General features: G+C 68.1%; 15 protein-coding genes. 11 read left to right on the top strand and 4 right to left on the bottom strand.

What is annotated here, in order from left to right; all coding sequences use genetic code 11:
• Positions 1 to 282 precede the first annotated feature (282 nt).
• From ACQY72_RS06915 to ACQY72_RS06880, 8 genes are all read left to right on the top strand, one after another.
• Entirely contained in the window at positions 283 to 1,443 is a 1,161-nt protein-coding gene (locus ACQY72_RS06915; protein ID WP_428156506.1) for a helix-turn-helix domain-containing protein, read from the top strand.
• A gap of 85 nt (positions 1,444 to 1,528) precedes the next feature.
• The gene (locus ACQY72_RS06910; protein ID WP_428156505.1) at positions 1,529 to 2,959 is read left to right on the top strand and encodes a S41 family peptidase; all 1,431 of its coding nucleotides are present in this window, start codon (positions 1,529 to 1,531) and stop codon (positions 2,957 to 2,959) included.
• 164 nt (positions 2,960 to 3,123) lie between these two features.
• Positions 3,124 to 3,756 carry a DUF4129 domain-containing protein gene (locus tag ACQY72_RS06905; protein ID WP_428156683.1) on the top strand — a complete coding sequence of 211 codons (633 nt, stop codon included), beginning with the start codon at positions 3,124 to 3,126 and terminating at the stop codon, positions 3,754 to 3,756.
• Positions 3,753 to 4,979 carry a DUF4350 domain-containing protein gene (locus ACQY72_RS06900; protein ID WP_428156504.1) on the top strand — a complete coding sequence of 409 codons (1,227 nt, stop codon included), beginning with the start codon at positions 3,753 to 3,755 and terminating at the stop codon, positions 4,977 to 4,979. The genes ACQY72_RS06905 and ACQY72_RS06900 overlap by 4 nt, the downstream gene beginning before the upstream one ends.
• Positions 4,966 to 5,922 (top strand): AAA family ATPase, encoded by a 957-nt coding sequence (locus ACQY72_RS06895; RefSeq protein ID WP_428156503.1) that lies wholly within the window; start codon positions 4,966 to 4,968, stop codon positions 5,920 to 5,922. The genes ACQY72_RS06900 and ACQY72_RS06895 overlap by 14 nt, the downstream gene beginning before the upstream one ends.
• Positions 5,919 to 7,235 (top strand): DUF58 domain-containing protein, encoded by a 1,317-nt coding sequence (locus tag ACQY72_RS06890; RefSeq protein ID WP_428156502.1) that lies wholly within the window; start codon positions 5,919 to 5,921, stop codon positions 7,233 to 7,235. Before ACQY72_RS06895 ends, ACQY72_RS06890 begins: the two co-directional genes overlap by 4 nt.
• Entirely contained in the window at positions 7,232 to 8,245 is a 1,014-nt protein-coding gene (locus tag ACQY72_RS06885; protein ID WP_428156501.1) for a stage II sporulation protein M, read from the top strand. The genes ACQY72_RS06890 and ACQY72_RS06885 overlap by 4 nt, the downstream gene beginning before the upstream one ends.
• Positions 8,235 to 9,116: an RDD family protein gene (locus ACQY72_RS06880; protein WP_428156500.1), complete on the top strand. Its 882-nt coding sequence runs from the start codon at positions 8,235 to 8,237 to the stop codon at positions 9,114 to 9,116. The genes ACQY72_RS06885 and ACQY72_RS06880 overlap by 11 nt, the downstream gene beginning before the upstream one ends.
• 12 nt (positions 9,117 to 9,128) lie before the next feature.
• On the opposite strand, the gene ACQY72_RS06875 is transcribed toward ACQY72_RS06880, so the two are convergent.
• The 4 genes from ACQY72_RS06875 to ACQY72_RS06860 form a co-directional block, all read right to left on the bottom strand.
• Positions 9,129 to 10,103 (bottom strand): hypothetical protein, encoded by a 975-nt coding sequence (locus ACQY72_RS06875; protein ID WP_428156499.1) that lies wholly within the window; start codon positions 10,101 to 10,103, stop codon positions 9,129 to 9,131.
• Positions 10,104 to 10,236: 133 nt separating this feature from the next.
• Positions 10,237 to 11,649: a PepSY-associated TM helix domain-containing protein gene (locus ACQY72_RS06870; protein WP_428156498.1), complete on the bottom strand. Its 1,413-nt coding sequence runs from the start codon at positions 11,647 to 11,649 to the stop codon at positions 10,237 to 10,239.
• A gap of 2 nt (positions 11,650 to 11,651) precedes the next feature.
• Entirely contained in the window at positions 11,652 to 13,847 is a 2,196-nt protein-coding gene (locus tag ACQY72_RS06865) for a TonB-dependent receptor (protein WP_428156497.1), read from the bottom strand.
• Between the two features lie 68 nt (positions 13,848 to 13,915).
• Entirely contained in the window at positions 13,916 to 14,281 is a 366-nt protein-coding gene (locus tag ACQY72_RS06860) for a hypothetical protein (protein ID WP_428156496.1), read from the bottom strand.
• A gap of 138 nt (positions 14,282 to 14,419) precedes the next feature.
• On the opposite strand from ACQY72_RS06860, the gene ACQY72_RS06855 reads away from it, so the two are divergent.
• From ACQY72_RS06855 to ACQY72_RS06845, 3 genes are all read left to right on the top strand, one after another.
• Entirely contained in the window at positions 14,420 to 14,947 is a 528-nt protein-coding gene (locus ACQY72_RS06855; RefSeq protein WP_428156495.1) for an RNA polymerase sigma factor, read from the top strand.
• A complete protein-coding gene (locus ACQY72_RS06850) occupies positions 14,947 to 15,939 on the top strand; it encodes a FecR family protein (RefSeq protein WP_428156494.1) in 993 nt (330 codons plus the stop codon). Before ACQY72_RS06855 ends, ACQY72_RS06850 begins: the two co-directional genes overlap by 1 nt.
• Positions 15,940 to 16,074: 135 nt before the next feature.
• Positions 16,075 to 18,993, top strand: a complete 2,919-nt coding sequence (locus ACQY72_RS06845) for a TonB-dependent receptor domain-containing protein (protein WP_428156493.1) — start codon at positions 16,075 to 16,077, stop codon at positions 18,991 to 18,993.
• Positions 18,994 to 18,999: the final 6 nt, after the last annotated feature.

Raw genomic sequence — 18,999 nt, 5'->3', positions numbered from 1 at the left:
GGCACAGCGCCGAAATCCGCGAAACCCGAACCCGATAACGATGTCGGGCGGCGATCCCCAAGCAGAACGACCTTCATGCAGCGTACGACAGGCGTCGCCCTACAGTCGGATCGCGTCAGTTTCATAAAGCGCTCAGGATATCGACAGGATTGCCGGGCTCATGTCCGGCGCCGCCGGATCCCGAACCAAGGCGCGAGATACGGTTCCGCCCCTTTGAGAACTGTGTTGGATCGGGCGCGAGGAAGACTTCCCCTCGTCGGCCCCAGCTTCTAGCGTCGGGTGATGGACCAACTCCAACTCGATTTCGGATGGCGAACGGCGCTTCTCGGCCTAATCGCCGTTCAGATCACCGCCATCGCCATCGCTCTCGTCACCGCCTCGACGCGACGGACAGCCAACCGCCTTTTGGCCGGCGCCCTCTTGGTCATTGCAGGCCTTCTGATCCCCTATGCCATCGGGTTTGCGGGCGCCTACGATCTCTGGCGCGGCCTGACCTTCGCGCCCTTCGCCATCCCCCTGGCTCTAGGCCCCCTGCTGTACGCCTATGCCCATGCGCTACAGGCCGGACGCCTGCCTCACCGCATGGCCTGGCGCATGGCCCCGCCTCTCGCGCAGTTCCTCTATTTCGGGGCCTGCTTCCTCCTGCCGCTGGACGTTAAATGGGCCTGGTACACAGGCGCTCACCGCGAGGTGGCGGCCCCTGTCCTCGACGTGCTCGCCATGGCCAGCCTCGGCGCCTACGCTTGGGCCATCGGCCGTGTGCTCAGGGACTACCGACGCCGGTTGGCCGACGCCCGCAGCGACGACGACCTGTTCTCCGCGCGCTGGCTCGGCCGAGTGCGAGCGGCCATTGTCCTCGGCCTCCTCGTCGAAGTCGGCTTCTGGCTTTGGTCCGCCCTGACCGGCGGCATCGACTATTTCCAACAGGCCGGCCTCTATTTCGCGCTCGGCGCCCTGGGCCTTTATCTCGGGGTTTCGGGCTGGCGACACGCCGGCCTCCCTGAGACGTTCGTCCCTGAAGATATGCCGGTGACTGACGAGCCCGCGCGCATCGCGCCTGACTGGGGCGCCATCGCCGCCGACTTTGCGGCCCGCACCCGTGCCGAAGGCTGGTGGCGCGAGCCGGCGCTGACCTTGCCGCGTCTGGCCCGGTGTATGGGCACCAACAGCGGGCGGCTGTCACGAGCGATCAACCTCGGGCTCGGCGTCAATTTCTCCACCTTCGTCAATGGTCTCAGGGCCGAGGGTGTGGCTGAGGCGCTCGCGGCCCGCAAGGACACCGATCTGCTCGACCTGGCCTTCGAGATGGGCTTCGCCTCCAAGGCCAGTTTCAACCGCGCCTTCCAGACCCGATATGGCCTGCCGCCCTCCCGGTATCGTCAGCAGGTCTCAGATCCTGCCTTTATGCCGCCTGACGACGTTCTGAGGCGCGCAAACGCGTGAGACCGCACATCCTCGACACCATCGAGACCGAGGATATCCCATGCCGTCGCTGAACCGCCGCCGCCTTCTACAAGTCTCTGCGGGCTTGTCCCTCGCTTCCGCATGTCCGGCGTGGGCGCAGTCCCGGTCCGACGACTGGAGCGGCGATGTCGCCATCCTGCGCGAGGTCTGGGAGGCCATGCATCCGGGCCTTTACCGCTACAGCACACCGGCCGAGATCACCGTGCGCCTCGACGCGCTAGCCGAGATATGGCGGTCGCCGGGATCGTTTCGTGAGCGCTTTCTGGCCCTGACGCGGGTCACCGCCTCGCTCCGCTGCGGCCACACCTATCCCAGCCCCTACAACGGCGACGACGCCATGGTCGCGGCCATGTACCCGGACCGGTCGCTCGTGCCGTTCCGCTTTCGCTGGATCGACGGCCGTATGGTGGTGACGCAGGATCACACGCCCGCAAGCGACCTGCCGCGAGGGACGGTGGTCACCGCCATCGACGGCGTCGCCACAGAAACGCTCCTGGCCCGTCTTGTCCCGCTCGCCCGCGCCGACGGCGGCAACGACGCCAAGCGGATCAATCTGATGGAGGTTCGCGGCGAAGACCGGTTCGAAACCTTCGATATCCATCTGCCGCTCATCCTGCCGCTGAAGGACGAGGCCGCCTTCACCCTCGCGGCGGACGGCCGGATCGTGCGCGCGCCGCTGCTCACTCTTGCGGAGCGGCAGTCCCGCCTCGCGCCGTCGGCCAGCCCGACAGGCGACGCCAATCCCTGGACGCTCGAAGCCCTTCCCGATGGCGTCCGCCGCCTGACCATGCCCAGTTGGGCCCTGTTCAACTCGACCTTCGCCTGGGAGGCCTGGCTGGGCGAGACCATGGACGCCTTGAGTTCAGAGCGGGCGCGGGGCCTGATCATTGATCTGCGCGGCAACGAGGGCGGCCTCGACTGCGGCAATCTCATCCTCAGCCGGTTGATCGACCGCGACCTGCCTTTGTCGCGCAACCAGCGCTGGACCCGTTACCGCAGCGCCCCTGCGTCGGTCCGGCCCTATCTCCACACCTGGGACCGCAGCTTCCTTGACTGGGGTGACCAGGCCCAGCCCTCCGCCGAACGCCCCGGCTTCTACCGGCTGACGCGTTACGACGACGATGCGAAGGGCACGGTGATCCGACCGGCCGGAACGCGCTTCACAGGACCGGTCGCGGTCCTCTGCGACGCCTCCAACAGCTCCGCCACCTTCGGCTTCGCCCAGGCCGTGCAGCAAAGCGGCGTCGCCAAGCTGATCGGCCAGCCGACCGGCGGCAACCGGCGCGGCATCAACGGGGGCGCCTTCTTCTTCCTCAAGCTTCCGGCATCGGGCATCGAGATCGACCTGCCGCTGATCGCCAGCTTCCCCGACACGCCCCAACCGGACGCCGCGATCCAGCCCGACGTCTTGGTTCAGACGACGGCCGAGGACATCGCCTCGGGTCGGGATCCGCAGATGGCGGCGGCAATGGCGTCCATCGGGTTATCGGGGTGATGGAAGGTTTGCGCGCTATTTGCCCGCACTCTTTGCGCACCCAGGACATGGCTTCGATCGACACAAAGGTTCCGGCGGCGGAGGGGCCAGGGGTGGGTGCCTGTGGTTGACTCCGTTTCTCCGAACGGTATGGCTTGGCTGTTCGGTGAGGGTGCGTGCTCAAGATGCAGGATAGGGCTTCGCCCACAGATGAAGCCCTGGCCAGGGCGCACGCCCGCCTCCTGAAGGACGATTCCCTTCAGTTCGACCGCATCGGCTTTGATCGCCCGGACATCAAGACGCCCGGCTGGCTGCACTGGATCGGCGATGTTCTTCAGTTCATTGCGCCGGTTCTGCAGTGGGTGTTCTGGATCGGCCTGGCCCTGGTCGCGGCTCTGATCCTGTATGCTATCGTCCGCGAGATCCTGCGGATGCGCGCGCCGCCCGCCAAGCCGACGAAGCCGAAGATCGTCGCCGATGCGCAATGGCGGCCCGATGCGCGCGTCGCTCGCGATCTGCTGGCCGACGCCGACGCCCTGGCGGCGCGAGGGCTCTATGCCGATGCCGCTCACCTGCTGCTGCTGCGTAGCGTTCAGGACATCGAACAGCGCCAGCCGCGCGCCGTGCGCGTTTCGCTGACCACGCGCGAGATCGCTCGGCTGAAAGCCCTGCCCGACGCCGCCCGTCCGGCCTTCGACCTGATCGGCCGGATGGTGGAGCGCAGCCTGTTCGGCGGCGCAACCGTCGGCGCCCAGGACTTCGCAGACTGTCGCCAGGCCTATGAGGCCTTCGCCCTGCCCGAGGGCTGGCGCGCATGAGCCGATCCAGCAAGGCCGGCGACGGCGGCTTCTCGCCCGTCACCATGATCGTCGTCCTGCTGGTCGGGGTGGTGGCGCTGGCGGGGCTGGGGGTCCTGTCCGCCTATGCGCCGGAGCTGAGGTCCGGCAACGACGGCGGCGGTCATGCCTTGTCGCGGTCGTCCACCGGCTTCGGCGGCCTGCCTTCGCTGTTGCGCGGCGTGGGCGTGCCGGTGGTGCTGAACCGGGGGGCGCTGACCGAGGCGTCGGACGAGAGCCTGCTGATCCTGACGCCTTCGGCCCAGACGAAGCCCGAACAGATCGACGACATCGAACATTACGGCGCCACGCTGGTCGTCCTGCCGAAATGGACGTCCGTGCCCGACGCGGATCGCCCCGGATGGGTGCGCACCCTGGGCGTCCAGCCGCCGTCGATGGCCCTGGCCGCGCTGCCCGACGATCTACGCAAGGATCTGACGCTGAACGCGCGTAAGGGGCGTGCGACCATCAGCCTTCGCCGTCCCAGCGGCGCGCCGTTCGGCAAGCCGATTCAGGTCGAAGAGCTGCGCACGCTCGAAGGGCCGGCCTGGATCCCCGTCGTGGTCGACGATCAGGGCCGCGCGGTCTTGGCGATGCATCGCGAACTGCGGACCTATGTCCTGGCGGATCCCGACCTGGTCAGCACGGCTGCGCTCAAGACCCTGAACGGCGCGACCACCGCCGTCGGCCTTATCGACCTGGTGCGCGCCGACGATGCGCCGGTGGTGTTCGACCTGACGCTGCATGGCTTCCAGCGCACCCGCAACATGCTGCGGCTGATGCTGGAGCCGCCGCTGGTCGGAATGACCCTGGTGCTGGTCGCCCTGGCCGCCTTCGCCGGCTTCCAGGCCGCCGTCCGTTTCGGCCCGGCGCGCGAAAAGGGCCGGGTCATCGCCCTGGGCAAGCGTGGGCTGGCGGACAATACGGCCGGCCTGGTCCGGCTGGCGCGGCGCGAGCATCGCATGGCGGCGCCCTACGCCCTGTTGGTGCGCGCCGCCGTGGCCCGCGCCATCGGGGCGCCGCGCAATCTGGACGAGGCCGCGCTGGACGCCTTCCTCGACCGCGTCGGCCGCACCGGCGGCGCGACCGAATCCTACACCGCCCTGGCCGAACAGGCCCGGGCCGCCAAGTCGCCGGCCGACCTGATGCGGGTCGCCGGCGCCCTTCATCGCTGGAACCAGGAGCTGACCCGTGCACGTCAATGAGGTGAAGACGATCGCCGAGCGCATCCGCGCCGAGATCGCCAAGGCCGTGGTCGGCCAGGAGGACGCCGTCGACATGCTGTTGACGGCCCTGTTCGCCGGCGGCCATGTCCTGCTGGAAGGTCCGCCCGGCACGGCAAAGACCCTGCTGGCCCAGAGTTTCGCGCGTACCCTGGGCCTCGACTACGGCCGCATCCAGTTCACGCCCGACCTGATGCCGGGCGACATCATCGGCTCCAACCTGTTCAACTTTCAGACGTCCAGCTTCACCCTGACGCGCGGGCCGATCTTCTGCGAACTGCTGCTGGCGGACGAGATCAACCGCACCCCGCCCAAGACCCAGGCCGCCCTGCTGGAGGCCATGCAGGAACGCCAGATCACCATCGACGGCGAGGCCCACGCCCTCAGCGCGCGCTTCACCGTCGTCGCCACCCAGAACCCCATCGAGCAGCAGGGCACCTATCCTCTGCCCGAGGCCCAGCTGGACCGGTTCCTGTTCAAACAGGTGCTGGAGTATCCCAGCCTGGAGCAGGAACGCGCCATCGTCGCCGCCCACGGCTCGCGCACCGGCCTGATGGACCCCATCGCCCTGGGCGTCGAGGTCGTCGCCGACGCCGCCGTCATCGATGCGGCGGTGAACACGGTCGCGGACGTGCGCCTGACGGACGAGGTGATCGGCTATATCACCGGCCTGGTGCGCGCGACCCGGACTTCGGCCGACGTCGAGACCGGCGCGTCTCCGCGCGCCGGGGCCATGCTGGCTGTCGCGGCGCGGGCGCGGGCGGCGCTGGACGGTCGCGACTATGTCATTCCCGACGACGTGAAGGCCCTGGCCATCCCGGCCCTGCGTCACCGTCTGGTCCTGTCGCCGGCGGCCGAGATCGAGGGACGGCGCGTCGAACAGGTGCTGGCCGGTCTGGTGGATCAGGTGGCGGCGCCCCGGTGATCTATCCCACCCGACGCGCGGTGACGGCGATGGCGGCGGGCGTTCCCGTGGCCCTGCTGGCCGGCGTCCTGACGCCTCTGGGCTGGATCGCGGGCCCGGTCTGGATCGCCGCCCTGCTGCTGCTCGTCGCCGTCGATGCTCTGTCGGGCGGATCGAGACGCGGGCTGGAGCTGGACGCGCCCAAACCCATGCGCGCGGCGGTCGGTCGGTCGGACATGGCCGGGTTGAGGGTGCGGTTCGGCGCGAAAGGCCCCGTTCCCAGGACTGTCGAGGCCGCCCTGTCGGGCGAGGCCCGGCTGGGGCTGGATGATGCGACGCGCCAGGCGACGGTGTCGGATCGCGGCGCGGCCCTGGCCTTTCCCTTCACCCCCAACCGCCGGGGCGCCGCCAGTCTGGACGCCCTGTGGGTGCGCTGGCGCGGGCCGATGGGACTGGTGTGGAAGCAGAAGACCTTCGCGCTAGACATCGCAGCCCCTGTCCTGACCGACCTGAAATGGGTCCGCGATCAGGCGGTGCGTCTGTTCGCCCGCGACGCCCTGTTCGGCGCCAAGACCCAGCTGGAGATCGGCGAGGGGTCGGAGTTTCAGGCCCTGCGCGATTTCCAGGCCGGGATGGACCGCCGCTCCATCGACTGGAAACAGTCGGCGCGTCACGCCGCCCTGCTGGCCAAGGAGTTCCGCACCGAGCGAAACCACAACGTCATCATGGCGCTGGACTGCGGCAGGGCGGCTTGCGAGCCGGTCGGCGGCATGCCGCGCATCGACCGCTTCATCCATGCGGCCCTGCTGCTGTCTTACGCCTGCCTGCGGTCGGGGGACCGGACGGGAATCTTCGCCTTTGATTCCCAGCCGCGCGTGACGACCGGCGCGGTGGGCGGGCTGGACGCCTTTCGCACGCTTCAAGCGGTGGTGGGGCGCATCGACTATTCGACGCACGAGACCAACTACACCCTGGCCCTGGCGACCTTGTCGGGCCAGCTTCAGCGCCGCTCGCTGATCGTGGTCTTCACCGACTTCACCGATTCCACGGCCGCCGAGCTGATGATCGAGTCGCTGGGGCGGCTTCTGCGGCGTCACCTGGTCCTGTTCGTCGTCCTGCGCGACGACGAGCTTGAAGGCCTGACCGCCGCCGATCCCCGGACGCCCGAGGACGTGTCCCGCGCCGTAGTCGCTGGAACCCTGCTGCGTGAACGCGAGACGGTGATCGGGCGGTTGCGGCGCATGGGGGCGCACATCGTCGATGCCCCCGCCGAGCGCGTGGGGACCGAGGTGGTCAACGCCTATCTGGACCTGAAGCGGAGGGACCTGCTGTGACCGACGTGCGCCCCTCCGGCCTGCTCAAGAGCCAGCGTTTCCGCCAGGCCCGCGAAGAGGACTGGCGTCGTCTGGAACGGCTGATGGACAAGGCCGAGAAAGGCTCGGCGTCCAAACTGACCGACGCAGAAATCCTGGCCGTGCCGGTGTTGTACCGTTCGACCCTGTCGGCCCTGTCGGTGGCGCGCGAGACCTCGCTGGATCAGGGTCTGATCGACTATCTGGAGACCCTGTCGGCGCGGGCCTATTTCTTCGTCTATGGCTCGCGGGCGACGATCCAGGATCGGCTGGTCGCCTTCTTCCGCACCGACTGGCCCGCTGCGGTGCGCGGCCTGTGGCGCGAGACCCTGATCTCGACGGCCCTGATGCTGCTGGGCGCCCTGGTCGGCGCCTGGCTGGTGATGCACGAGCCGGAGTGGTTCTACGCCTTCGTCCCCGCCGACCTCAGCGGCGGACGCGACCCCGCCGCCTCGACCGAAACCCTGCGCGCCACGTTGGAAGGGGCCGAGGACGCCCAGGGCCTGTCGGCCTTTGCCGCCTATCTCTTTACCCACAACGCCCAGGTCGCCTTGCTGGCCTTCGCCCTGGGGTTCGCCCTGTGCCTGCCGACGGGCCTGTTGATCCTCTACAACGGCGCGACCCTGGGGGCCTTCTTCGCCCTGTTCGCCAGCCGCGGGCTGGGGTTCGAGCTGGGCGGCTGGCTGCTGATCCACGGCGTGACCGAACTGTTCGCCGTCATCCTTGCGGGGGCGGCGGGATTGCGCATCGGCTGGGCCGTCGCCTTCCCCGGTCAGAGACGACGGATGGACGCCGCAGTCGAGGCGGGACGCACCGCAGCCATCGCCATGGGCGGGGTGGTGGTGATGCTGATGTTCGCCGGCCTGCTGGAGGGTTTCGGCCGTCAACTGATCGTCGATACCGGCCTGCGCTACGCCGTGGCGGCGGCGACCGCCGTGATCTGGGGGCTTTATTTCTACGCGCCGAGACCAGGGGTCGCCCATGTCCGCTGAACCCATCGCGCCGCGCACCGAACGCGCCTTCGTCACGCCGGAGGGCGTGGACCTGCGCCTGAACATCGGCGATGCGGGCCAGAGGGCGGGCGCCTTTCTGCTGGACGCCGCCATCATCATCGGCGTGCTGATCGTCTTCACCATCGCCTCGGCCTTCGCCTTCAGCGCAGGGGCATCCATGGTCGGCGGCCCGACCGGCGCAGAGATGATCGCCGTCATCTGGCTGATCGTCTTCTTCCTGCTGCGGAACTTCTACTTCACCGCCTTCGAACTGTCGGCGGCGGCTGCCACGCCGGGCAAGCGGGTCATGGGCCTGCGGGTCGCGTCGCGCGACGGCGGACGGCTGAAGGCCGAAGCCGTCTTCGCCCGCAACGCCATGCGCGAGCTGGAGGTCTTCCTGCCCCTGTCTATCCTGGTCGCCCGCAGTCAGGAGGGCGGGGTCGAGGGCTGGATGTATCTGCTGGCCTTCGTCTGGGCGGCGATCTTCGTCTTCTTCCCCCTGTTCAACAAGGATCGGCTGAGGGTCGGCGACCTGATCGGGGGGACTTGGGTCGTGCGCACACCGCGTCGCAAGTTGATCCGCGACATGGCCGACGACGGCGCAGGTCGGATGGCCGCCTATGACTTCACGCCGGCTCAGGTGGACGCCTATGGCGCCAAGGAACTGCACGTGCTGGAAACCGTCCTGCGCCAAGGCGATCGCAAGACCCAGCGCGACGTCGCCGACCGGATCGCCAAGAAGATCGGCTGGACGCGCAGCCCGCAAGAGGCGGACCGCGACTTCCTCAGCGCCTATTACGCCGCCCTGCGCGGCCGACTTGAACAGAAGCTGCTGATGGGCGTCAGACGCCGCGATAAGCACGACGTCTGACATCGCCAGCGATCAGTCGAAGATCGAGGCCAGTTCCTCGGACCCGCCGCCTTCCTTGGCCGAGCGCAGTTCGTAATACAGCGACGCCACGCCCGCCGAGGCGACCACGCCGGACAGGATGCTGACCAAGGGCTCGGAGATCAGACTGACCATCAGGTTCGGCGTGCCGCCGGTCAGGGTTCCGCCGGTCGCCAGGCTGAGCCCGCCGATTGCGGCGCCGATGATCCACGACAAGATCACATAGATGACCAGCAGGCCGAACACGTGCCAGCGATAGCCCTTGGTCAGTTCGCGGCTGCGCTGCAGGCTGGCGAAGACGCCGCGCTTCTCGACCACGATGGCCGGAGAACAGACCGACCACATCACCGCCAGCATTATGCCCGGCACGATCAACAGGACGAAGCCCAGCATCATTCCAAGGGTGGCGATGATGGCCGTGCCCAGCAGCGGCAGGAATTTATTGATCCCCACACTAAAGGCGTCGGCGAAGGTGGTCGTCTTGCCGTTGAAGCCGTTCACCGCCGCCTTCACCACCATGCCCTGCAAAAGGTATAGGCCGATCAGGTTCAGAACAGCGCCGATCATGATCAGGACCAGGCCGGACATCTCGCTGCCGCCGGTCAGCATGGAGCTTTGACCGAAGGCGGCGAGCACATTGGGCAAGCCCACCAGAATCGCGGCTGCGCCGAAGAAGATCGCCGCGTTCTGCTTGATCGCGGCGAACGTCCGCTGGATCACGCGCCCCAGGTCGAACACGCCGGCGCCTGCACCACCGCCGGACATCGCGCTCGTGATCAGAGGGGGCCGCATGGCGATGATCTGCTGGGCGCGCCAATCTTTCTCGGCGATGAAATCGACCCTCTGGCTGCGTTCCAGAACCGAAGGCGGCTGGACGTCCTCTTTCGTGAACGAATACCGCGCGCCGTCGTCGCCGAGGATGAACCCCAGTCCGGTCGCCTCGTCGAACGTCAGAACCTCGCCCCGCAAACTCGCCTCCCCCTTGCTGATGCGTCGCACGGTTGTAGAAGCTGGGCCGCAGCCTCGCCAGTCCATTCCTGCAACCGGCGATCGGATCAGCCCGCCCCATGCGCGACCCGAGGCGACAGGGCGACGCCAGGATTTATGCGGGACGCAGGCGACCGACCAGGGCGTCCCCGATCAGGATGACGATCAGGCTGAGCCCGGCCAGCGGGAAGACGACGGCGAGCGCGATCGTCAGCAGGGCGACGGTGCGCAGTTTCAGCGGATGAAGTTCGCGCGGGGCGCCGATCCTGCCCTTGGGGCGACGCTTCCACCACATCAACGGTCCGGTGATCGACAGGACGATGACGCCCAGGCAGGCGATCAGCATCACGATCTGGTTGGCCCATCCGAAATAGTTGCCCATGTGGATCTGGACGCCCAGTTCGACGGCCTTGGCCGCGACGCCATAGTCCGAGAAGCGGACATCGCCGAGCACGCGGCCCGAATACTGGTCGATGTGCAGGGTGCGCTGGCCCTCGGGTCGGCCGGGATAGGTGTAGGCGGTGTAGACGCCGTCCACCCCCTTGGGCAGGGTCAGGCGATAGGCGGTGGTCATGCCCGCGCGCGCCAGGGCCGCCACCGCGCCATCGACGCCGATGCCCGTCTGGGCGTGCGCCATCGTCATTCCCATGCCGCCGCCGTGGTGACCGGCGTGGGGGTCGGAGACCGGCATGGGCGCGTTCTCGACGGTCCAGGGCGCCTCGCCGATAGCCTGCTGAACCGTCTGTGCAGGCGGGGCGGCTTGCGTCTGGCCGGCGACCGGCGTGGCACCATGCAGGCGGTGGTTGGCCGGATAGCCGATGCCCAGCGCGTCCGTCCCCTGTTTGAGCAGGCCGCCCCAGACCGTGGCCCAGGGCAGGCCGGTCAGGATCAGGAAGGCGATCAGGACGGCGGTCCAGACGCCGGTGACGGCATGGACTTCGCGCCACAGCAGACGGCCCCGGCTCTTCAGTCGAGGCGACAGGGCGGCGGCGAGCCCGCGTCCGCCGCGCGGCCACCACAGGTAAAGACCGGTGATGACCAGGATCAGCCCCCAGCAGGCCATCAACTCGACCACCGCGTCGCCCCGGTCGCCCAGCATCAGCGAGCCGTGGAAGGTGTCGGCGAAACCGACCAGGGTGCGGGTGTAGACATAGGAGCCAAGCACCTGCGCCGTGCCGGGATCGACGAAGACCCGCCGGGGTTCGCCGTCGGCCGGGGTGACGAAGACCTGGGCGCTGCGGCCGGCCTCGACCGGCATGTCGATCCGCGTGGCCGAACCGCCGGGATAGTCGGCCAGCGCCGCCGCGATCAGACGGCTCGTCGGCGCCGCCGGGGCCTCGGCGACGAAGCGCTGGTGCGGATAGACGGCGTCGTTGATCTCGTCGTTGAACAGATAGATCGCGCCCGTCACCGCCAGGATCAGCATGAAGGGCGCGACGATCAGGCCGGCGTAGAAATGCCAGCGCCAGATCGTGCGATAGAGTCCTGTCAGGCCGGCGTTCGGGCGGGTTTCGGGCGCGATCGTCATGGTCAGAAGCTCCGGCTCAGGGTCAGGTCCACGCTGCGCGGCGCGCCGAGATAGAGCTGTGTGGCGCCATAGCCGGACCAGTCCGCATAGAGTTCGTCGAACAGGTTGCGGCCGCGAACCGTCACCCGCCCGAACGGCGCGCGCCAGCTGGCCTGGGCGTCCACCACCGTGCGCCCCTTGACCCGGTAGGTGTTGGCGTTGGAGGTGTAGAAGTCGCCGTCGTATCGCACCGTCGCGCCCAGGGTCACGGGCAGCCACGGCAGGCTGTAATAGGCGCTGACGTCGAACATCTGCTCGGGCACGTTGGGCGGTCGATTGCCGGAGCGGTCGACGCCGCCGGCCTCGATCAGGGTCTTGAACTCGCTGTTCAGGAGGGCGCCGCTGGCGTCGATGCGAAGACGGTCGGTCACGGCGGCCGACAGCGACACCTCCACCCCGTAAGACTGCTGTTCCCCGCCCTGGATGGTCAGGGCCGGGTTGGCGGGATCGCGCGTCAGGATGTCGTCCTGGGTGATGTGATAGACGGCGGCCGTCACGTCGGCCCGGTCGCCCCAGAAGCTGGTCTTGATCCCTGCCTCGATCGCGTCGCCCGCGCTGAGGTCGAAGCGCGCATTGGTGCTGTTCAGGAACAGGAAGCTGGAGACCGGCGTCACCGCGTGGCTGAACTGAGCATAGAGCTGCGTCTTGGGGTGCAGGTCATAGACCGTGCCGATCCGCCAGGAGACGGGATCGTAATCCTGGCCGTAGTTCGCGCGGACCAGGGTGTTCAGGTCGTAGGTCTCGCGTTCCAGCTCGACCCTGTCGTAGCGAAGCCCGCCGACCAGCAGCCACTTCGGCGTCACGTTGAAGGCGTTCTCCAGGAAGATCGCCGCCGTGGTGCTGTCGCTGACCCAGTCGACCCGCGATCCCGCGCCGGGGAAGTTGGCCTGGGTCGTCTGGGGGAAGACGCCCCTGACCGGATCGAAGCGATCCACGGCGGTCGTCGTGCCGAACCGGCGCGTGGTCTCGAAATGGGTGTCGCTGTATTCCGCCCCTATGGTGAAGCGGTTGCGGCGCCCGCCGATAAGGCCGTCGAAGGCGGCCCAGGCGCGGTCGGTCCAGTACTGGTGATCATGGGCGATCAGGGTGGTGTTGCGGTTCAGCAGGTTGGCGGCGCTGTTGAACGAGACATCCTCGACATTTCGCCACAGACGGTCGGCGGTGTAGCCCGCCAGCTCGTTGGTCAGGGTCCAGTGGTCGTTCAGGCGATAGTCGGCGCGGGTCCGAACCTGGAAGGATTCCGACTTCATCACCCCGTCTTCGACGTTGTAGTTGGTGCGGATCGTGGCCCGGTCCAGCACCAGGCCCTGGCTGTTCTCGACCAGGCCTGACGGATCGCGCGCCACGGATGCGGGGACCAGGGTCGAGCCGAAGTAGGGCGATGACTTGTCGTAGAAATAGTCGGCGAACAGGTTGAGCGTCAGCCTGTCCGAGGCCTTGATCAGCAGCGAGGTCGTCAGGGCGCGGGTCTGGGCCTCTGTGTCGTCGGCCCAACCGTTCGTGTCGCTGAAGCTGGCGTCGGCCCTCAGCGCCATGTGATCGTTGATCGGCAGGTTGCCGCCAAGGCCGGCGCGAACCGTCCCGAACGACCCGAGGCTGACCAGACCCTCGCCACTGCTTTCGCCGACATAGGCGCGCTTGGGCACCAGGTTGATCGCGCCGGCCAGGGCGCCCTCGCCATAGAGGACCGAGGCCGGCCCCTTGAGCACTTCCACGCGCTCGAAGTTGAAGGTGTCGAAGTTGCGGATGGCGCTGTTGGAGCCGGTCACCCGCACGCCGTCGAACAGATAGGCGATGGCGGTGGAGGTGAAGCCGCGCATCGAGGTGACGCCGACCGAGCCGGGAAGCGTGCCGCCGTTGACGCCCGGCGCGGCGTTGAAGGCCTCGACCGACGTCCGCAGGCCCTCGGTCTGCATCCGCTGTTGCGTCAGCACGTCCAGCGTCGCCGGCGTCTCGCGGTGGGTGAGGCCCAGCCGATTGGCGGCGGGGGCAGGGCGGTCCAGCGCCATGGCCGTTGGCCTGGCGGTGACGATGACTTCGTCGATTGTGGTCGCCTGATCGGCATAGGCGGACTGGGCATAGGCGGACTGGGCGAAGGCGGGCGTCGCGAACGCCGCGATCAGCAGCGCGCAGGGCGCCGCCGTGGTCTTGAGAGACATGTGTGGATTGTCCTGAACAGGGAAGGGCGTGCGCCGACGGGGGCGTCAGCGCATAGGCGTCGATCTGTTCAGGCGAGAGGCGGGGCCGTCGATGGCGGGCGCAGACCCGTACGGAAGTCGTCGAAGGGCAGGCTGGTCCACAGCGCGGTCGGCTGGACCGCGACAATGCGCGGGGGCGCTACGGGATGGATCGGCGGCGGTGAAGGCAGGGCCGTGAAACTGGCCAGCACGCAGGAGGCGCACTTCAGACTGTCGATCGGCGACGGTTTTTCAGGCCGTGGCGCGCCGTCGGCGTCGTAGGAGACCAGGATACGGTCGCCCGAGCACAGCATGATCGGAGCGCCCGTCGCGGCCGACGCCGCCACCGCAGAAGGCAGCAGGGTCGCAAACACGATCGCGAACGTCGCGGCGAGGAACGCCAGCGATCGCGACAACGACCAATGCTCACAGGATGATGACGCCACGGGCGGGGACATACCGGGTGTGGGGGAGGGAGGGAAGACCTATGCAGTCACCCGCGGCGCTGCGAGTTGTTGCGACCAATTCGCAATCAATGTATGGGGCCGCACACGATGGCTCAGCCGAACACACAGCCAGGGCAGACCCTCTCGCAATTATGGGTCGTCGAAAGACCGTCTCTGCTGCGGCTGGCGCGCCGCATTCTGGGTGACGCCAGCCTTGCCGAAGACATCACCCAGACCCTTTGGCTGCGCATCCAGCGCATCTCCGATCCGGCCGCGATCAAGGACAAGCGGGCCTATCTGTATCGTCTGGTGCTGAACCTGACCTCGGACCAGATGCGCAGCCGCAAGCGCGGCGCCGCGCTGTTCGACGGTCCGGCCGACGACGCGCGCATGGCCGATGCTGCGCCCACGACCGAGACGCTGATCATCCATCGCCAGCGGCTGGACATGCTGGCCGCCGCCATCGACGAGCTGCCGCCGCGTTGCCGCGAGGTCTTTATTCTGCGCCGCGTCGAGGGATTGACGCCGGCCGAGGTGGCGGATCGGCTCGGGATCGCGCCCAACACCGTGGCCAAACACGTCCGTCACGCCATCGGCCATTGCCAAATGCGGCTGGCTGAGGGAGAGGCGGCGTAATGACGTTCACTCATTCCCGATCCAAGACCCCGCCGGTCTCCCGCGCGGATCGCGAGGCCGCACGCTGGGTCGCCGATCAGGAAGGGGGCGCGTTGGACGCCGAGGGCGAGGCGCGGCTTGAGGCGTGGCTGAAGAACCCCTCCAACGCCCAGGCCTTTGCGCGCGCCCAGGGCCTTTGGCGCGACATGGGCGAGGCCGTCAGTCTTTCCGCTCCCTCTTACACCGCGCCGGCCGTGCCGCCGCGGCGACACAGGCGCGACTACGCCAGGGATGCCGTTAGGACGCGACGCTGGGCGCCCATGGCCGCGACCGGCATGGCCGCCGCCCTAGCCCTGGCCTTCATGGGGCTGGACATCCCGACCCGCATCCAGGCCGACGCCATCACCCGGCCGGGCGAGCAGCGCACCCTGACGCTGGACGACGGCTCGATCATCCAGCTGAACACCGACAGCGCCGTCGCGGTCGCCTACGAACCCGGTCGGCGCACCGTGAGGCTGCTACGCGGCGAGGCCGCCTTCACCGTCGCCCCGAACACCCAACGTCCCTTTGCGGTAGAAGCCGGAGGCGGATCGACGACGGCGCTGGGCACACGGTTCGTCGTGAGGCGGCGCGGCCCCCTGACCCAGGTGTCGGTGACCGAACACGCCGTGCGCGCGGCGTCGCGGCCGGGATCGGTCGTGGTGGGCGAGAATCAGACCTCGACCTATCGCCCGCATCAGGCCCCGACGGCCCCGACGCCGTCGCCCCTTGGCGTCGACGCCTGGACCGACGGCTGGCTGGTGTTCGAGGATCAGCCTCTGTCGCAGGTGGTCGAGGAAATCGCGCGATACTCGTCCTCGCCGATCAACGTCGTCGGCCGATCCGTCCGCGCCCGTCGCGTCAGCGGCGCCTTCCGCATCGATCAGCCCGATCTGACCGTGGCGCGGCTGGAACAGACGCTGGGCGTGCGCACCACGCGTCTGATCGGCGGCGTGGTCCTGATCCACGACTGACCGGCCGGTCAGAACTTTTTTCGATCCTGACAGTCCCGGTTCGCGTCCCCGAGGCGTCTATCACAAGAGAACCATTCTCATTCGCATGAATGCGGACCATACAGGACGGCGCGGGGCGCGCCATGTGAGGCGAAGTTGACCAAGGCAAGACACGATCTGGGGGCCATGCGCCTGTTCCTGATGGCGACCACGGCGGTCGTGCCGGCCGCGATCCTGGCGCCCGCCGCCCAGGCGCAGACGGCGGCGCCCAGTTTCGATATTCCCGCCGGTCCCCTGTCGCCCGCCCTGGCCCGTTTCGCGCAACAGGCCGATGTCGAGCTGGCCTATGACGCCGCCCTTACGCGGGGCGCCGCCACGCGCGGTCTGCAGGGTCGCCACAGCGTGTCCGACGGCCTGTCGCGGCTGCTGGCGGGTTCGGGCGTGACCTATCGCCTGTCGGGCCGCACCGTGACCCTGTCGTCCGCGCCGGTCATGGCCGATGGAGCGATCGCGCTTGGCCCCGTGCGGGTGCAGGGGGCGACCGACGGCGCGGCCGGGCGTCTCAGCGCCGACGGGTCGGGCGAGGCCGGCGATCCGGTCGAGGCGCCGTATCGCGCCTCGGGCTCCAGCACCTATATCGCGCGCGACACCATCGAACGGTTTCGTGGCGCCTCGACCGCCGACATCGTCAAGGGCGTGGCGGGGGTGACGGCCGGCGACCCTCGCGTCGCCAACGCCCTGGACGTCAACATCCGCGGCATTCAGGGCCAGAGCCGCGTGCCCGTCATCATCGACGGCGGCCAGTCCACGATGGACACCTATCGGGGCTACGCCGGCCAGTCGCAGCGCACCTATCTGGATCCCGACCTGATCTCCAGCGTGACGATCAACAAGGGGCCGAGTCTTGAGGCCAACGCGTCCGGCGGCATCGGCGGCGTGGTGGTGATGGAGACGCTGAAGGTTGACGATGTCCTGACCGAGGGCCACGACCTGGGCCTGCGCGTCCGCACCGGCGTGTCCGACGCCAGCGCCCGCAGCCTGCCGGCCTATGGCGACCGGTCGCGGACGGACCGGGGCGACCTGACCCGTCCGGGCGGCCAGTTCTTCAACATCGCCGGCGCCGGCCGTTGGGACCGGTTCGACCTGGTCGCCGCCTATGCGTGGCGCGACACCGGCAACTATTTCTCGGGCCACCGAAACTACAACGACTTCCCCCAGGGCCGCCGCGTCCTGGCCAGCTTGAACCCCACCAATGCCGAGGTCTTCAACACATCGTCGCAGTCGCAATCCCTGCTGCTGAAGGGCACGTGGCGGATCACCGACGCGCAGACGCTGGAGGCCGGCTATCGCCGTTACGAAGGCGAGCAGGGCGAGATCATGGCCTCGCAGATCATTCGCGTGGATCGCGACCAGGTGCCGCAATGGGACCTTGGGGCCGTGGACATGGACGCATACAATCTGCGCTATCGCTTCAAGCCCCAAGGCGACCTGGTCGATCTGAAGGTCAACGCCTGGTACACCCACGCCGACAGCCTGATGTACAATGGCCTGACCGGCATCACCCCCTGGTATTTCGACCGCCGCACCGAATGGTACGACGGTCCGACCTTCAACACCGATCCCGGTTACAAGGACGCCTATCGCAACGAGCTGAGCCAGGAGCGGTTCGGCGGCGACATCACCAACACCTCGATCCTGCTCACCGGCGCCGGAAAGTTCACGCTGAACTACGGCCTGTCCTTCAGCGACGAGGACATCGGTCCCGGCCCGAACTCGCCGATCATGATGGACGACCTGGTCAACAACCGCTTCCTGCGCAATGCGCAGCGCCAGGAATACAGCGCCGTCGCCTCGGTCAAATGGGAGCCCGATGCGCACTGGGAGCTGATGGCGGGCGGCCGTTTCAACCGTGTCGAGGTCCAGGACCGCAATCGCCTGGCCACGCCCGCGACCTATGAGGTCATCGGCCAGTATCGCTACACCGAACTGCTGAACGGCGACCCCGGCCGGCCGTCCTATCTGGCGAAGCGGATCGTGCTGCTGAACTGGTATCCCGACGCCAATGGCCAGTTCACCCAGGCCTCGCTGCTGGCCTCGCCCTATGAAAAGGGGACGGTGGGCGACATCGGCGGCTGGAACTTCCTCAGCGCCGGCGCGCCCGAGGATCTGGAAGTTCCCGTCTCGTGGACCTGGTCCCAGCCGATCCGCCGCACCGACGACGCCTTCATGCCGACCGGCAGCGCCACCTATCGCTTCGACGAGGACACCCTGGTCTATGTGAAATACGCCGAGGGCGTGAAGCTGCCGAGCCTGTTCGAATCGACCCTGGGCTTGTTCACCGCCGCCCGGCCGACGGCCGAGATGAAGCCCGAGCGCGCCCGCACCTGGGAAGTCGGCGCCAGCACCATCCGTCGCGACCTGATTACGGGGGGCGACCGCGCCGCCTTCAAGCTGGCCTATTTCAACACCGTGATCGACGACCTGATCACCCGCGACTATCGCACCCTGTCGGCGGGCCTGATCCGCAACATCGACCAGTTCAAGGTGTCGGGCGTCGAGTTCCAGTCGACCTATGACAACGGCGTCGTCTTCGGCGACCTGTCGGCCCACTATTATTTCGAGGCCAATACCTGCGCCCCGGACATCGCCGCCGAACGCCGCGCCTATGGCGCCGGCCGCAACAACGCCGAACTGATGGCCACGCCCGACTGCGTCGACGGCGGCTTCGTCGGGGCCTACACCAATACCCAGAACCCGCCGCGCTTCAATCTGAACCTGACCTTGGGCGCGCACCTGTTCGACGATCGCCTGACCATCGGCGGCCGCGCGGTCCACAACTCGGGCCCGATCAGCAAGCTGGACAAGGCCTGGAACGTCGGCCTGTCGGCGATCCAGCAGCTGTATCTGGATGCGACCGTCTATGACGCCTTCGCCAGCCTGAAGGTCACGGACCAGACGGCGCTGGACCTCAACATCGACAATGTAATGGACGAATACTACCTCGACCCTCTGGCCCTGGGCATCATGCCCGCGCCCGGTCGCACCGTTCGTCTCGCCCTGACCTACCGCTACTGAGGCCCG

Source organism: Brevundimonas sp. (assembly GCF_965279155.1).
In the GTDB taxonomy this organism is placed as follows: domain Bacteria; phylum Pseudomonadota; class Alphaproteobacteria; order Caulobacterales; family Caulobacteraceae; genus Brevundimonas.
This window is presented reverse-complemented; position numbering and strand designations above follow the sequence as displayed.

Excerpts from the sequence above, each read along its gene's own strand:
- ACQY72_RS06900 (WP_428156504.1), top strand. The coding sequence starts at position 3,753 with ATGAGCCGATCCAGCAAGGCCGGCGACGGCGGCTTCTCGCCCGTCACC.
- ACQY72_RS06880 (WP_428156500.1), top strand. The coding sequence starts at position 8,235 with ATGTCCGCTGAACCCATCGCGCCGCGCACCGAACGCGCCTTCGTCACG.
- ACQY72_RS06905 (WP_428156683.1), top strand. The coding sequence starts at position 3,124 with ATGCAGGATAGGGCTTCGCCCACAGATGAAGCCCTGGCCAGGGCGCAC.
- ACQY72_RS06865 (WP_428156497.1), bottom strand. The coding sequence starts at position 13,847 with ATGTCTCTCAAGACCACGGCGGCGCCCTGCGCGCTGCTGATCGCGGCG.
- ACQY72_RS06855 (WP_428156495.1), top strand. The coding sequence starts at position 14,420 with ATGGCTCAGCCGAACACACAGCCAGGGCAGACCCTCTCGCAATTATGG.
- ACQY72_RS06870 (WP_428156498.1), bottom strand. The coding sequence starts at position 11,649 with ATGACGATCGCGCCCGAAACCCGCCCGAACGCCGGCCTGACAGGACTC.
- ACQY72_RS06915 (WP_428156506.1), top strand. The coding sequence starts at position 283 with ATGGACCAACTCCAACTCGATTTCGGATGGCGAACGGCGCTTCTCGGC.
- ACQY72_RS06850 (WP_428156494.1), top strand. The coding sequence starts at position 14,947 with ATGACGTTCACTCATTCCCGATCCAAGACCCCGCCGGTCTCCCGCGCG.